Origin of the sequence: Bacteroides salyersiae WAL 10018 = DSM 18765 = JCM 12988 (genome assembly GCF_000381365.1) — a bacterium.
Classification (GTDB): Bacteria; Bacteroidota; Bacteroidia; order Bacteroidales; family Bacteroidaceae; genus Bacteroides; species Bacteroides salyersiae.
The window spans coordinates 1,559,669-1,573,217 of the sequence record NZ_KB905466.1; the positions used below are offsets into that span (position 1 = coordinate 1,559,669).

Here is a 13,549-nt window from a genome sequence, read left to right on the forward strand (position 1 = left end):
CATCCTTACTTTTACTTCCGAAATATTTATTTACTCACTAAAATTCAAAAAGTTATGGATGTAAACACAGCCAACCAATCCACCACTGACGAACAGATGATGGATATTCTTCTTGTACTGGATAAGGAGAAAAAGACAATCAGCGCAGTGAAAGGCGTGGATGAAAACGGGGAACTCCAAACCGTACCGCCGGAGAACAACAGCGAACTTCTGAAATTCGACCGTCACGGTGATTTCTTTTCCAACTTCTTTTCCAACATGATAAACCAGTTGAAGAACCCGACCCGTTTTAACTTCTTCAAAATCCCTAAGATTGAACTTCCCAAAATCGAGCCGATAATCAGGGATAACTTCAACAATCCGACACCTGAAAACGAAGCGGGCATAGAGCGTTACCGGGTAACACCTGAAACCGTGAAGCAGGAAGCGAAGAAAGAACAGCAGGAAACCCAAGCCCAACCACAACCACAGCAGCCAGCCAAAGAAGCGGGAGCAACGGCACAAGCACCGCAGCAACCCGACAAAAGCAAGTATGTGATTGACCCAGATAAAGTGGACTGGGAAGCCTTGAAGAATTTTGGTCTATCCAAAGAACAGCTTGAAAAGGAAAAGGCTTTAGAACCCATGTTAAGGGGGTACAAGTCGCCCGGTGCGTTCTCCATCGCAGGAAACTACAATTCCGCCATTATGAAGCTGGACGCACGCCTATCTTTCCGGCATGATAAGGACGGGAATGTGGTTTTGGCGATACACGGCATCCGCCAAAAGCCGGAACTTGAACATCCGTTCTTCGGGCATGAATTTTCCAAAGAGGATAAAGCCAATCTTCTTGAAACGGGCAATATGGGACGGATTGTAAACCTGAAAAACTATATCACGGGGGAAATGATACCTTCTTTCGTCAGTGTGGATAAGGTGACGAACGAACTGGTTTCCATGCGTGCAAGTAGCGTCCAAATCCCCGATGAAATAAAGGGTGTCAAACTTAGTAAGGAACAGCAGCAAGCCTTACGGGAGGGAAAGGGTGTATTCCTTGAAAATATGATTTCCAACCGTAAAAATCCTTTTTCCGCTACCGTTCAGGTCAATGCCGACAAGAAAAGTCTGGAATTTATTTATCCCAATGCCAAACAATCACAGGAGCAACGGCAGAAACAGGAGCGGCAGAACAACCTTGTCACCAGTGACGGTGTAACCATCCCCAAGAGCATTTCAGGAATAGAACTGACACGCCAGCAACAGCAGGATTTAGTCAATGACAAGACCATCTTTGTTGCCGGGCTGAAAGACAAGAGAGGGGTCGAATACGATGCTTATATACAGGTGAATCATGACAAGAAGAAACTCGGCTTTTACAGCGATAATCCCAGTTTTGACCGTTCCGCCGTGAAAGAGATTACCCCGGCAAGCAAGAACCGCACACAGGTAGCGGTCAATTCGGAGGGCAAGACCAACGAAGCTACCAAGAAAGTGAAAGAACCTTTGAAAAAGGGTCAGGACAAGCCTACTGAAAAACAGAAAACCAAGCAGGATAAAAAGGAGAAGCAAGAGCAGACGGATAAACCCAAACAAAGCAGGGGACACAAAAGATGATAGCGGTATTAATCCTTATCCCGGTTATCGGTTTCGTCCTGTTTCTCTTTGCCTGTTACAAAACGGACTGGAAAACCATAGACGAGCAGAACCGACAATATTATATAGATGGCTATCACATCTATTATGACCGGAAAATCCTAAGACAAAAAGAGGTGGAACAATTAAAATCAAAATTAGAATGATTGCAGTAATCGGAGAAAAACCAAGCGTGGCAAGGGATATTGCCCGCATTTTAGGAGCGAGTGAAAAACAGGATGGCTACCTTTCAGGTAACGGGTATCTCGTTACCTGGGCGTTCGGCCATCTTGTAGGATTGGCAATGCCGGAAGCATACGGCATACAGAGTTTCCGTCGGGAAAGTCTGCCTATTATCCCGGATAGTTTTCAACTTACACCCCGACAAGTAAAAGCGGAAAAAGGGTACAAGGCAGACCCCGGAGCGTTGAAACAGTTAAAGGTAATCAAAGAAGTATTCGACCAGTCGGATAAGATAATTGTCGCTACCGATGCAGGGAGAGAGGGAGAACTTATATTCAGGTACATTTACCAGTATATCGGATGCAACAAGCCTTTTGTCCGCTTATGGATAAGCAGCCTTACGGACAAGGCAATCTGTGAGGGACTGCAAAACCTAAAAGACGGTAGCTTGTATGATAACCTTTTCCTTTCGGCACAGGCACGCAGCGAAGCGGATTATTTGATAGGAATTAATGGTACACAGGCTTTAAGCGTGGCAGCCGGACAAGGAATATTCTCTTTGGGACGGGTACAATCACCCACGTTGGCAATGATATGCACCCGCTTTTTGGAGAACAAGAACTTTGTCTCGCAAAAGTATTGGCAACTGAAATTACAGTCGGCAAAGGATAATATAGCTTTTACGGCACTATCCGCAGATAAATACGATACGCAGCAAGCCGCCATCGACACGTTGCAAAGGATAAAGGAAGCGAAAACGGTTCAGGTGAAAACCGTAGAGCGTAAGGAAGTGAACCAAGAACCGCCTTTGCTCTATGATTTAACCACGCTGCAAAAAGAAGCGAATACCAAGCTAAATTTTTCCGCAGATAAAACATTATCCATTGCACAAAAGCTATACGAGGGTAAACTTATCAGTTACCCCCGAACCGGAAGCCGTTATATATCACAGGACGTATTCGAGGAAATCCCGGAACGTCTTGTTAATTTGGAGCAGTACGCCCGTTTTGCCGGATATGCTGCCGGGATGAAAGGCAAAGCCTTAAATTCCCGTTCCGTGAACGATGGCAAGGTAACAGACCACCACGCCCTGATTGTGACGGAAAACCTGCCCGGTAAACTGGAAGCGGACGAACAGGCAATCTATGAACTGATAGCCGGACGGATGTTGGAAGCCTTTTCTGAAAAATGTGTCAAAGACGTTACCAGTGTAATGCTGGAATGTGTAGGCTCACTTTTCACGGTCAAAGGGGCTATAATCAAGTCCGCCGGATGGCGTGCCGTATTCGCAGAAAAAGAGGACGGGGAAGATAACACCACTTTGCCCGCCATGCAGGACGGAGATAGTTTACTGCTTTCCGGCATTGAACTACTGGAGAAACAGACCAAGCCCAAGCCGTTACACACGGAAAGCAGTTTGCTTTCTTCAATGGAAACAGCGGGTAAGGAACTGGAAAACGCCGACCTGAAAGCCAGCATGAAAGATACGGGTATCGGCACGCCCGCAACACGGGCAGCCATCATCGAAACGCTGTTTTCCCGCCAGTACATCATCCGGGAGAAAAAGAACCTTGTCCCGACCGAGAAAGGGCTTGCCGTTTACAATATTATCCGGGATAAAGAAGATAGCAGACGTTGAAATGACGGGAATGTGGGAAAACACGCTTGCCAAAATAGAAAGCGGAGAAATGAACCCCGACACGTTCCGCAAAGGTATCGAAGTGTATGCACGGCAAATCACGGCTGAACTTTTGGGCGTTCAACTTTATTTCGCTTCGGGTAATGATTGTATCTGTCCGAAATGCAAGACCGGACACATCCTTTTCTATCCGAAAGTCGCCAAATGTTCCAATGTGGATTGTTCCGTTACCATCTTTCGCAATAAGAGCGACAAGCAGCTAACGGACAAACAGATTACCGAACTGGTGACGACTGGGAAAACCGGGCTAATCAAAGGCTTTAAAAGCAAGAACGGCAAGGTCTTTGACGCTTCACTTGCTTTTGACGAACAGTTTAATGTTACTTTCGTGTTTCCTGAAAAGAAAGGCAAGCCGAAGAAATAAGCTGGAAATAGCTATATTTGCCACAGAAAGTTTCATTATAGATAGATTTATAATTGAAATTTTTGTGGTTGAAGCACCCGGAGGGACACCGGGTGCTTTTTTAATCATTCTCCTTTATACTGGTAGGTCAGGCAAACGACCTGGTTATCCAGTATCTTGTTTTGGGTCAGTTCCCACTTCGACCCGAAAGTTTTACCTATGAACTTGATACCATTCCCCAGCATGACCGGGATAATATACAGGGTTATTTCATCCAGCAGGGACGCTTCAATCAGGGATGTTATGAATTTACCGCCGCCGATAACCTGAATATCGGTTTCCGAACTTGATTTAAGTTCATTGACTGCACGTAATGGCATATCAGTAAGAAAGGTTACATTCTCCTTTTCCGACACATTGGTATCGTAGTGGGACACTACAAAAGTTTTTTTGCTTTTGTACGGCCATCCGCCCCAATGTTCAAAAATATAGGTATAGGTATTAACTCCGGCAAGCAATACATCCGGCTGTTCATAGGTTGCCGAAATCTCTTTCCTTACGTTTTCAGGCATCCAATCCAATTCATTATCCTTTGTGGCTATGAAGCCATCAAGAGATACGGCAATACAAGTCTTTAAATGTTTCATGATTGAGTATTTAACAGTTGCTTTTTATAAACTGTTCGCCAGTACATCTAAAAAAGAAGCGTGAACTTACACTGCTTCAAAGTAGAGGTACTGGCATACCTTAATGACGAAACAGGCAAGCCCACGCTATGTTAAAACATAGCATAGACATTGCGCTGAAAATCTCGTCATTATTGAAAAGTGCCAGTTTTCTACTTTGAGACGTTCTGCGAACGAATATGTTATATATAAAGGCGAAATCACAGGTTACTATTCAATCGCCGTTATTTTCTTATGTAACTTTTGCAAAGTTAGATAAATCCCTGAAAACTCCTGCATACAATACGAAGAAATCCTGCCTTATCTCACGACAAAACAGGATTGAAAGCCATTAGAAAAGAAAAAATTAATCGGTTTTCTCCCGGATTAATTTGTGTACATCCGTTGCACGGTAATAACACCTGCCATCCAGCATAAGGAAAGGGAGTATTCCCTTTTTCCGGTAACGGGTCAGTGTCCGGGGGGCTACTTTCAAGAGCAGGCACAAGTCCTGATTATCCAGCAGTTCTTCCCCGTCCAAGCAATTACGTCCCTTAATCACCCGGTCTATTTTCTTGTCCTGCATATCGAACCTATCCATGATACGTTCCATCCATGCGGTAAAATCGTCTTTATCTATATACATAAGGCTGTCTGATTAAATTGAACCAATCATAAAATAACTTTGGTTGGACGGGTCTTTGATGATAATATCCTTTTCCCGCATGAAGCGGATATAGCTTTTTGCGGTACGTTCTTTCACGTCCAAGATTTGCTGTATCTGTTCGCATAGGTCTATATAGGTGATATGTTCCTGTCTGCCGAACACGTCACGGGCAACCCCGACCAGTTCCTTTTCCTTGCGCTTCTCTTTTTCCTCACGGGTCTTTTCGCCCCTGTAAAGGTGCATCCCGGCTGCTTTATCCCATGAAAAAAGTATTAAGGGGACATCCAACGGGCTGCCATCCCTTACTTTCAGGGCTTTCACCACTGACAAAGCCGGGTCTTCGTCTTTCTCTATCGAAAGGATGGCAGCCGCTTTGCGTTGCAGTTCCGAGCCTAAATGCCCCCGGAGCTTCAAACCGTTGGGTATGAAATGCAGCACGCAAATAATGCAGGTCTTATATATTCCTGCCAGTCGGTACAGTTCATCTATGATTGCCACGCTTTCCGCTTCGTCATTGGCACACCGCACAAGGTCTGCGATACCGTCTATCACCACCAACTGAATGCCATCGTATTGGTAATAATATCTATCCATGCTCTGAACAATGGCGTGAAGTCGTTCTTTACGGGACATACCCGTAAGGCAGAATGCCTTAAATTCATCCGGTTTGTCTGTCTGTTTCGCCCTCTTTATCAGGTTGGTTACATTCTTGAACAGTTGTACTTCCGATTGCTCCGTATCATAAAGCAGGACGGCTCTATGTTTGGTATTCTCGCTGACATTGATACCCAGCGTATCAACCTGAACATTTGCCGGACGGATTGAACCTGCCACAAGTGCAGCCACATAATTACTTTTCCCTGTTCCCTCTCCGCCTGTGATGCAGCACAAGTTCCCCTGTGTGCCCAGTGGAACGTCACCTGCCGAGATAATTTCCTGCGCTTTTGCCGGGGGATTATTAAAATCAATCTCACATGATTTAAGCATAGTCATTGTTTCATTATAGATTGTATCTAAGAAGTCGATAAATAGCTTGATGAAGTTTTCCCGGCTGTTCCCCGTTCGGAAATAATCGGAAATATCCTTTTCCGTCTTTGTACCGGAAAGTGGTAAGAACAGCCGTTTCACCCCGTATTCACAGAGTTGTTTTTCATGTTTCCTCGCACTCTCTATCCCGGTGGCATCCATATCGTAAAGCAATATGATATGTTTGAAACGGAATGTGAGTTTATAGATGATGTTCGGCGGGACGGTAACTGTTTCACTGTTGAAACAAATCGCATGGAATCCCCTTACAGCCAGTGAAAGGACATCTTTTTCCCCACCTGTTATAAACAGGATGTCGCCTTTGCTGGGTAGTTGTTCCAGTCCGAAACAATAATTCTCGCCGATATTACCACCATACAGGAAACGTGTTCTTGAAAACGGTCGATACAGTTTGATGAAGCGTTTGCTCTTATACCCGTAAATGGGTTCTTCCTTAGTGGAAGTATAGGAAAACGGATTACCCTCTGCATTTTCACTTTGGAACTGGACGACTGAACAGACCTTATACTGTTCCAGTATTTCAGGGGTAATGCCGTACTGTTGCCAGTATTCCAGTTCGGAAGGGGTAAGTTTCCTCTCCTTAAATGTGTAGGGTCTGCCAGTACGTTCTACCGGAGTAGGCACAGGCTTTTCCTGTTCTTTAAACGGTTGGGGTAGAGGCATCGGATTACCCTCTGAAATCCCCAATGACAAATCCCGGTCAATAATCTGCAAAATCTCGATGAAGTCCCCTGAATTGTTACAATCCAGCCCTTTGAGCCTACCTACGAAAAAGAAACAGTCACCGGAATAGCTGTCATTCCCGAAATCTTTCATTTTGTATGTTCCGTTACGGCGGTCAAAATAGATGTTGCAGGATGCTTTGCTGTCCTCATACAACGGATTGAGAAAATTACGCCCCACACGCCATGTACCGGAAATGTAGTGCTTGAACACGTTCAGACCCTTATTTGTCCTCTCTAAGATTTCTTCTTTCCTTAACATACAGTTTGTGGTTGGTTATAAGGTTACGCATACATTCGTCATTGCTCTTTATCAAACGGCTTTCAAGCAAGCGTTTAATCTCTCCGATTTTATAGAAATTGCGTCCCCGGATGGTGGAATAGGCTATTTCTCCTTTGGAACGAAGCCGTTGCAGGGTGCGGTCGCTTATCTTTAGGAAAGTGCATACTTCGTAACTATCTACCCAAATATCATCCTCATTTTCCTTGCAGTCGTCCTGACGGGAAAATACATAGCTGGCAATCACGTTGATTTTTGCCATCAATTCTTTAAAGGCTTTTGTTTCTACTGTTATTACGTCCATTTCATTAACTAATTGATTTGCGGCAAAGTTGGGCGGTTCGGGAAAATAAAAAGCCACAGGTGAACCCACCTGTGGCGAAATAAAATTTGTTAATCGAAGAAAGCTCACTCCTGTTCTTCCATCCGGCGTAGCAACCGTTTTTGCAGGGTGTTCAGGTAATGTGTCCGGTCATTTGTGCGTGATTTAAGTTCCATGTAGGTATGGTAGAAATCACCTAAATCTATGTCAAACATATCTTCAAAGCAAGATACAATGTCCTTTATATCAACCGTCCCCTTATTGAAATCGCCATTGGTGTAGAGTGCGTAGATAAGTTCCACCAATGCCCGTTTTGTCCCCGTCCACCGGAGTAGCTTCTTTATATTCCCGTTTTTGACCTGCTGGCGTTGGAAACGCCGTTCAAGTTCATTCAATCGGTTGGTGAGGTAAATGGCAAACAGTTCGATGGCTAATATTTTGGCTACTTTATAATCATAACTGGTGCTGAACTGTGGGTCTGCTTCATAATAGAAATTGTCTATAAGTATATGAATATCAGGTTTCCCACGCAGGAAATATTTATGGTCTAAATAGGTGGCTTTTGTCCGGTAATACTGGTAGAAACTTATATTGCGTTGAAAATGCGCCAAAATACGGTCGGTTTCCGCCATGATGAACGTCTTTTGCGTTTCTTCGCTGCCGTTGGGAAAACGTAGTTCAAACTGGTAAACCGTATTGTAATAGATGATTTTACTCGCTATCACGGGCTTTTGTTCCTTGAAGAAACAAATTTCTTCCTCCTTGCTGGTGAAAGAGTAGGAAATGATAAAGGTTTTCAGCTCCCCCACGATTTCTTGCAGGTAGTCAATGACCTGCTTACACAAGCTGAAAGGGTCGTTATTGTTATCTTCAAAGTCCTGTATCTGCAAATCGACCTTTTGCAAAAGGTCGGTAAAGTATTCATTCAAATTCTGTTGTCCCATAATTAATCGTTCCTTTATTAATCGGGTACAAAGTTACAGGCTTTAAATCAACACTTTATACTTCATTTTTCACATTCTATTCTTCATGGTGAACATTCCGTTGTCCTTTCAGGCTTTTACGCAGCACGCCGGGAGTTCCGAGCATATATTTTACACAGAAATCGTTCAGGTTACTGGTGGACGAAAACCCGGTATCCTCTGCAATCTCCAGTAATCTCTTGTCGGTATATTCCAGCAGGTAGGTTATCTCCTTTACCCGCTGTTCACGTATCCACTGGCACAATGTCTTTCCAAATTCTGCTCTGAACCTGCGGCGGAACGAACGGTATTCCATATCACAGCATTTGGCAAGGATGGTCGGTGAATAGACCTTATAGCCTTTTATCTGCACCATTTCCCGGAATGACCTCTGTCGCAGGTATTTCAGGTTTCGTTCGGCACGCCGGAACTGCGTATCGGTGATGTAGCTTCCTTTTCCATGATAGGCTTCCCGCCGTGCCTGAAAGAAGTAGTCGCACACCCAGTTATAGACACCCGACAAGTATCTGTGATTGTCGAAAACCTGCCGGAGCATATCTGTAAAGGACAACAGTTCATCCAGTTTATTTTGCTCGATATAAGGTACTACAAGTTTTTCTTTGAGATAGAAAAAAGCGAAATCTTCGGGACAATATGCCAGTAAGAAAATATAGGCTTTATAATCCTTCTGCTCCAATGTCAGCAGTTCCCCGCTTTCTTTCAGGCTGTCGGTAACGAAGCGCAGCAGTTCACTGTTTCCGGCAAACGGTTCTAAGGTTTCCAACTCTTTCAGCGAACGGCTGTTATTTGCCAGCCATTGTATCTTGTCCGCCAATTCTTGCACAGGGAGCAATATCTCCGGACGCTCCGCCGCTTTGGATAATAAAAATCCGGTAATTGTTTTCATAATGATTTAGAACTATGTTGGTACATTCTATTCTTCTTTATTGTCAGCAACGGTATTCGGATAACTGCAAATGCTTAGGTTATCCGACATTCCCGTTCATCATATCATTCCAGTTTTGCACCGCTTTTATGGCGCATTGGTAGTAGCAGATACCCCACAGGATTAACCAATATACCAGCACGGAAGTTACCTTGAACAATCGCTTTTTCCTTGTATCATCCACCTGTTTCCCGATAAAGCGGAAAAGGAATATCAGCATACCCCATAATACAAATGTCAGCACTTCACATTCAATCGTTGTGTATATATTGTTTGCGGCTATATCAAAATCGGGCAGAGCAGATGTATGGTAAGAAGTGATACGCCATCCCACAAATAGCGAAATCACGGCATACAGAACGTTTTCAGTTCTTTTATATGGCATTGTTGTTTTCATGTTTCTACATTATGGTTTAAAAGGAATATCGTTAGATATTATTTTTCGTTGTTACTGATGAATTTTATTTCATTCTTATTTCCTACAAGTTTATATACCTCAATTTCTCCACTGACATATTCGGTATCGTCTTTATCTTTTACAATAATAGGCTTTAAAATCTCCTCTTGTTTTCCAATATATACGATACGGGGAAACGTAAAATTATTACCAATGAATAATCGTGCGTCTATATTATCCTCTGCATCACGATAAGAGATAGATAAATAATCCTTTTGTTGATTACCGGAAACGAATATTGTATCTTGCTTCAACTTACCATTTGTACAACTAACAGCTTTCATTACTGCTAAAGGATATGCGGTCGCTATCTGGCTTGTCCCTGAAAGCAGGTAATAACTTTTATCCAATGCTTGAATGGAATAAATAGTATCATAACATATCCCCATATCATTATCATCATTCATATCAAAGAAATAAGATTGTTCTTTATCCTTATATTGCATATAAGAAGCAAACAAGGGCATAGTACCGCCCCAATAAGTGTTTCGGGAAAATACCCTCATATACCCGTCTGTTGATACCGCAATAGTAAATTGCCGTTCTTTTTTCCTCAATTCTCTAAAGTCGTATTTCATCCCTTTATCGGCTGTACAAAGTTCTTTCAGCAGGATAGAGAATCTGTTTTGTAAAGAATCACAGTAATTATCATTCGTATAGAAATAATTTTGCCGTAACGTATATAACGTGTCTTGAATAAAGCAAAGCTGTTTTTCCAAAGCAGACAAATCAGTGCCGCTTTGTGCTTTAGCATCCTTCATTGCTATAAAACAAAAGACAAAACAAAATATGTATTTTACATTCTTCATGTTTATGCACTATTATCTGTAATGGTTTGGTGAGAAACAGTGTTTAGCTGCTATCTCGACCTTGTTATAAACTTAATTGTTCTTGCTCACTTACATTTTCGTTTATTAGTCTGCACATATATTCTTGCAGGTAACAATGATATTTTTCAGTAGTAAGCAATGATTTTATATACTCCATGTTTTCATATATGTATTTCATTTTATAAGCTAACACTTCAAAGGGCATATCTTCGCTATTGTAAGCAGCTATTATCTGCCATAAGTTTGAAAGCGTTTGGCTAATATCATTATTTTGAAGTTTCTTATTCGTTTCCATATTCTGATATTTATGGATATAATACTCTGTGTATGCAGGTATGCGGTACGTTTCATGCGTGAAGCCCGTACCACCCCCGGCAATACATCTCAACATATCATTTACACAATAGAACATTTTGTTTAATGTTTTACGTTCTCCACGAAATTGTTTCCTATTATTGGCATTGAATTGTGCATACCACGTGCAATACAAATCAAATCCAGCTTCTCCATAAAAATAGCCTTGCAACAAATTGTATTGTTGACTGTATAATGTATCGGGATAGATCGATGCTGAATTTACAAACAATCTTTCCGCATCTTCTTCTATATACCGATACTCTTTCTTACTTTGCTTACGGAATTTATCCACATTGAGTATCACATCTTGTATGTTACTTTTCTGGAAAGTTTTACTACAAGAACATCCCATTACCACGAAAATGGCAGGAACAAATAATATTATGTTTGCTATGCGGTACATATTTTATAATGGGTTTTGAATAGCTGACCGTTAGGGCGGCTCATTCACTTGTTATTCACATAATTCCTATTTATACAAATGGTTAGTCCCATTCTATTTTATCTCTTTTTTCTTGGAGGATTTTATATATTTCCTCTTCATTTTCAATTAAGGAGATAATAATATTAGCAAAGCGTTTTGCTTTTTCCTCATTCTCTTCATTTTCTGCAAAGTAAGCGGCGTATGTACCAGCTTCGGGATCACTATCAATACTTTGCAAAATATCAGGTGCATTTTCAGCAAGATAGTAATTCAAGAAAGCGCCCCAATTATAGCCATTCATGTATGCTTCTCTGTTTATCTCATACATTTTTTGACCTACTGCCAAAGGCTTCTCTTTTTCGTCTTCAAAAAGCAAGACTATGTTACCATAACCATTTGTGTAAATTTGAACATACTCATATTTCAAAATCTCTCTTCCTTCTGTTGCTTCCATATTACTTTTCTTTTTCTATTATTTTATATTTGCGGATAATAGCTAAGCAGATAACGGCGTAGTCCGTTATCCCGGCTTGTTATCAACTTTATACTATAATGAACTATTATACATGCCAATATATTTAAGTCCATTGAAACTTTTCTCCTTATTTGGAATTGTAAGAGAAACATCCGTTAAGTAAAAAACAGCGTTTCCCTTTACAAGCTCCATTGCCTTACATTTTATCAGTGCATTCTTTATATCACCCATATCAATAGGTACTTGTTGTAATAAAATGCTAATATCCTGTTCTTCATTGAATAGAGGAATAATACCGATAAAATCTTCATCAAATTCATCAGTATTTATATCTATACAGAATCGGCAAGGAGAATCTTGGAGATTGAAGTAATCTTCATAATCTTTTTCACTTCCGGAAAAAGTTCCAATCCATATATGGACTTTTTTCATTCTTTCTAATAGACTTAAATACATAACAGTTTATTTAGAGTTGTTGATAATGGTTTGACGGGGAACGGCGTTAGTCCGTTATCCCGGCTTGTTAGTATTCTTTTTTTGTTAGAATAGATGTTTCAAATGTTCCATGCCATTGTGTGGAATAAATTGTAGTTGTATGCGGTCAGCATAGTTTTGTTGTATATATTTGTCTATATCATCTACGTCATCCATATTTACATTAAGCCGCAGTCCACCACCATGAAAATGTATCCAAATCCCATTTTCTGACTGTTCCAATGAATATCCTTTTGTCATTATGTGATAAATCCAGCCATGACTTTTTAATAGACTTTCATTGTTTGTTAGTTCTGATTTTATCATAGGGGATAAGGAGTTGAATTGAAGTAGCATTACTCGCTGTATGCCCATAGATTTAATTTTTAGACTTCCACAGGTAATGGCTCTTTTTACTATTTCTTTAAGGAAATCAATGTATGCTTCTTTATCATACTTCATATCGCTAATCAAACTAAGAGGTCTGAAAGTAGTCGAACATATAATAATGAATTTTTGGTGCGAACTACCTTTATCCATTAGGTCTAATATATGCTTTCGTATGTTAGAAGAAATTAGAGCTAAAACGTACAAATGTCTACTACAATATTCCCATACAGACTTTTTCTTGTCAAACGCACATTGCATAATAAAATCAACATCTTCCGTCATGTTCGCACTATTTTCATGTCGCTGAAACATTTGAAACAGATTATTACTCATTTCTTCCGAAATCCTTATTTTATCGTTATCATTCATAATCGCTCTATCAAAATGAATACTAATGGTTCAGCGGAGAACGCTGTTAGGCGTTATCATGCGTTGTTAGCTACCTCTTTTGTATTCTCCAGTTCTTCAATAGTTCTCCAACACATTCCTTTAATGCTTTTGTTTGAAGATTTTTGATATACTAAACGCAAACTATTTAGAATATCCATTCGCTGATTTTCTGTCATAGTTCCACCAAATATATGTCCGTCATTTACGTTTACTTTAGCGCAATGGTGTCCTATTCCCATTGTAATATGACTTATAGTAGGAAAATCTCTTTTCTTCAACATAACATTACAGAATATATCCCATAC

Annotated in this window: 15 protein-coding genes and 1 pseudogene; 3 read left to right on the forward strand and 13 right to left on the reverse strand. The window is 41.1% G+C overall.

The features are described from left to right. The first annotated feature begins 54 nt into the window (after nucleotides 1–54). From HMPREF1532_RS05930 to HMPREF1532_RS05940, 3 genes and pseudogenes are all read left to right on the forward strand, one after another. Nucleotides 55–1,593, forward strand: coding sequence for a DUF3945 domain-containing protein (locus tag HMPREF1532_RS05930; RefSeq protein WP_005926241.1), 1,539 nt, complete (start codon nucleotides 55–57; stop codon nucleotides 1,591–1,593). Continuing rightward, nucleotides 1,590–1,778, forward strand: a complete 189-nt coding sequence (locus HMPREF1532_RS05935) for a hypothetical protein (RefSeq protein ID WP_005926244.1) — start codon at nucleotides 1,590–1,592, stop codon at nucleotides 1,776–1,778. Before HMPREF1532_RS05930 ends, HMPREF1532_RS05935 begins: the two co-directional genes overlap by 4 nt. Beyond that, nucleotides 1,775–3,857 (forward strand): annotated as a pseudogene (locus tag HMPREF1532_RS05940) (type IA DNA topoisomerase). Before HMPREF1532_RS05935 ends, HMPREF1532_RS05940 begins: the two are co-directional and overlap by 4 nt. 104 nt (nucleotides 3,858–3,961) lie before the next feature. On the opposite strand, the gene HMPREF1532_RS05945 reads toward HMPREF1532_RS05940, so the two are convergent. The 13 genes from HMPREF1532_RS05945 to HMPREF1532_RS21720 form a co-directional block, all read right to left on the reverse strand. Next, the gene (locus tag HMPREF1532_RS05945; RefSeq protein ID WP_005926252.1) at nucleotides 3,962–4,483 is read right to left on the reverse strand and encodes a dihydrofolate reductase family protein; all 522 of its coding nucleotides are present in this window, start codon (nucleotides 4,481–4,483) and stop codon (nucleotides 3,962–3,964) included. Between the two features lie 385 nt (nucleotides 4,484–4,868). Beyond that, nucleotides 4,869–5,147 (reverse strand): helix-turn-helix domain-containing protein, encoded by a 279-nt coding sequence (locus HMPREF1532_RS05950; protein ID WP_005926255.1) that lies wholly within the window; start codon nucleotides 5,145–5,147, stop codon nucleotides 4,869–4,871. 12 nt (nucleotides 5,148–5,159) lie between these two features. Next, nucleotides 5,160–7,199, reverse strand: a complete 2,040-nt coding sequence (locus tag HMPREF1532_RS05955) for a bifunctional DNA primase/helicase (protein WP_005926258.1) — start codon at nucleotides 7,197–7,199, stop codon at nucleotides 5,160–5,162. Next, nucleotides 7,162–7,590: a helix-turn-helix domain-containing protein gene (locus HMPREF1532_RS05960; protein ID WP_025819202.1), complete on the reverse strand. Its 429-nt coding sequence runs from the start codon at nucleotides 7,588–7,590 to the stop codon at nucleotides 7,162–7,164. The genes HMPREF1532_RS05955 and HMPREF1532_RS05960 overlap by 38 nt, the downstream gene beginning before the upstream one ends. A gap of 35 nt (nucleotides 7,591–7,625) precedes the next feature. Further along, nucleotides 7,626–8,483: an RteC domain-containing protein gene (locus tag HMPREF1532_RS05965; RefSeq protein ID WP_005926264.1), complete on the reverse strand. Its 858-nt coding sequence runs from the start codon at nucleotides 8,481–8,483 to the stop codon at nucleotides 7,626–7,628. A 76-nt stretch (nucleotides 8,484–8,559) separates the two neighbouring features. Next, entirely contained in the window at nucleotides 8,560–9,408 is an 849-nt protein-coding gene (locus HMPREF1532_RS05970; protein ID WP_005926267.1) for a helix-turn-helix transcriptional regulator, read from the reverse strand. 79 nt (nucleotides 9,409–9,487) lie between these two features. Beyond that, complete coding sequence (locus HMPREF1532_RS05975; RefSeq protein WP_025819201.1) at nucleotides 9,488–9,832, reverse strand: hypothetical protein; 345 nt, start codon at nucleotides 9,830–9,832, stop codon at nucleotides 9,488–9,490. Between the two features lie 50 nt (nucleotides 9,833–9,882). Then, nucleotides 9,883–10,713 (reverse strand): hypothetical protein, encoded by an 831-nt coding sequence (locus HMPREF1532_RS05980; RefSeq protein WP_005926273.1) that lies wholly within the window; start codon nucleotides 10,711–10,713, stop codon nucleotides 9,883–9,885. 64 nt (nucleotides 10,714–10,777) lie between these two features. Continuing rightward, the gene (locus HMPREF1532_RS05985; RefSeq protein ID WP_005926275.1) at nucleotides 10,778–11,494 is read right to left on the reverse strand and encodes a hypothetical protein; all 717 of its coding nucleotides are present in this window, start codon (nucleotides 11,492–11,494) and stop codon (nucleotides 10,778–10,780) included. An 82-nt stretch (nucleotides 11,495–11,576) separates the two neighbouring features. Beyond that, nucleotides 11,577–11,969, reverse strand: a complete 393-nt coding sequence (locus HMPREF1532_RS05990; RefSeq protein WP_005926277.1) for an Imm51 family immunity protein — start codon at nucleotides 11,967–11,969, stop codon at nucleotides 11,577–11,579. Nucleotides 11,970–12,062: 93 nt separating this feature from the next. Continuing rightward, a complete protein-coding gene (locus tag HMPREF1532_RS05995; RefSeq protein WP_005926279.1) occupies nucleotides 12,063–12,446 on the reverse strand; it encodes an immunity 22 family protein in 384 nt (127 codons plus the stop codon). A gap of 84 nt (nucleotides 12,447–12,530) precedes the next feature. Beyond that, complete coding sequence (locus HMPREF1532_RS06000) at nucleotides 12,531–13,223, reverse strand: hypothetical protein (protein ID WP_025819200.1); 693 nt, start codon at nucleotides 13,221–13,223, stop codon at nucleotides 12,531–12,533. Between the two features lie 56 nt (nucleotides 13,224–13,279). Next, nucleotides 13,280–13,525 carry a hypothetical protein gene (locus HMPREF1532_RS21720; protein WP_244266406.1) on the reverse strand — a complete coding sequence of 82 codons (246 nt, stop codon included), beginning with the start codon at nucleotides 13,523–13,525 and terminating at the stop codon, nucleotides 13,280–13,282. Between the last annotated feature and the right edge of the window lie 24 nt (nucleotides 13,526–13,549).

Excerpts from the sequence above, each read along its gene's own strand:
- HMPREF1532_RS05930 (WP_005926241.1), top strand. The coding sequence starts at position 55 with ATGGATGTAAACACAGCCAACCAATCCACCACTGACGAACAGATGATG.
- HMPREF1532_RS05935 (WP_005926244.1), top strand. The coding sequence starts at position 1,590 with ATGATAGCGGTATTAATCCTTATCCCGGTTATCGGTTTCGTCCTGTTT.
- HMPREF1532_RS05945 (WP_005926252.1), bottom strand. The coding sequence starts at position 4,483 with ATGAAACATTTAAAGACTTGTATTGCCGTATCTCTTGATGGCTTCATA.
- HMPREF1532_RS05950 (WP_005926255.1), bottom strand. The coding sequence starts at position 5,147 with ATGTATATAGATAAAGACGATTTTACCGCATGGATGGAACGTATCATG.
- HMPREF1532_RS05955 (WP_005926258.1), bottom strand. The coding sequence starts at position 7,199 with ATGTTAAGGAAAGAAGAAATCTTAGAGAGGACAAATAAGGGTCTGAAC.
- HMPREF1532_RS05965 (WP_005926264.1), bottom strand. The coding sequence starts at position 8,483 with ATGGGACAACAGAATTTGAATGAATACTTTACCGACCTTTTGCAAAAG.
- HMPREF1532_RS05970 (WP_005926267.1), bottom strand. The coding sequence starts at position 9,408 with ATGAAAACAATTACCGGATTTTTATTATCCAAAGCGGCGGAGCGTCCG.
- HMPREF1532_RS05975 (WP_025819201.1), bottom strand. The coding sequence starts at position 9,832 with ATGCCATATAAAAGAACTGAAAACGTTCTGTATGCCGTGATTTCGCTA.
- HMPREF1532_RS05980 (WP_005926273.1), bottom strand. The coding sequence starts at position 10,713 with ATGAAGAATGTAAAATACATATTTTGTTTTGTCTTTTGTTTTATAGCA.
- HMPREF1532_RS05985 (WP_005926275.1), bottom strand. The coding sequence starts at position 11,494 with ATGTACCGCATAGCAAACATAATATTATTTGTTCCTGCCATTTTCGTG.
- HMPREF1532_RS05990 (WP_005926277.1), bottom strand. The coding sequence starts at position 11,969 with ATGGAAGCAACAGAAGGAAGAGAGATTTTGAAATATGAGTATGTTCAA.
- HMPREF1532_RS05995 (WP_005926279.1), bottom strand. The coding sequence starts at position 12,446 with ATGTATTTAAGTCTATTAGAAAGAATGAAAAAAGTCCATATATGGATT.
- HMPREF1532_RS06000 (WP_025819200.1), bottom strand. The coding sequence starts at position 13,223 with ATGAATGATAACGATAAAATAAGGATTTCGGAAGAAATGAGTAATAAT.
- HMPREF1532_RS21720 (WP_244266406.1), bottom strand. The coding sequence starts at position 13,525 with ATGTTGAAGAAAAGAGATTTTCCTACTATAAGTCATATTACAATGGGA.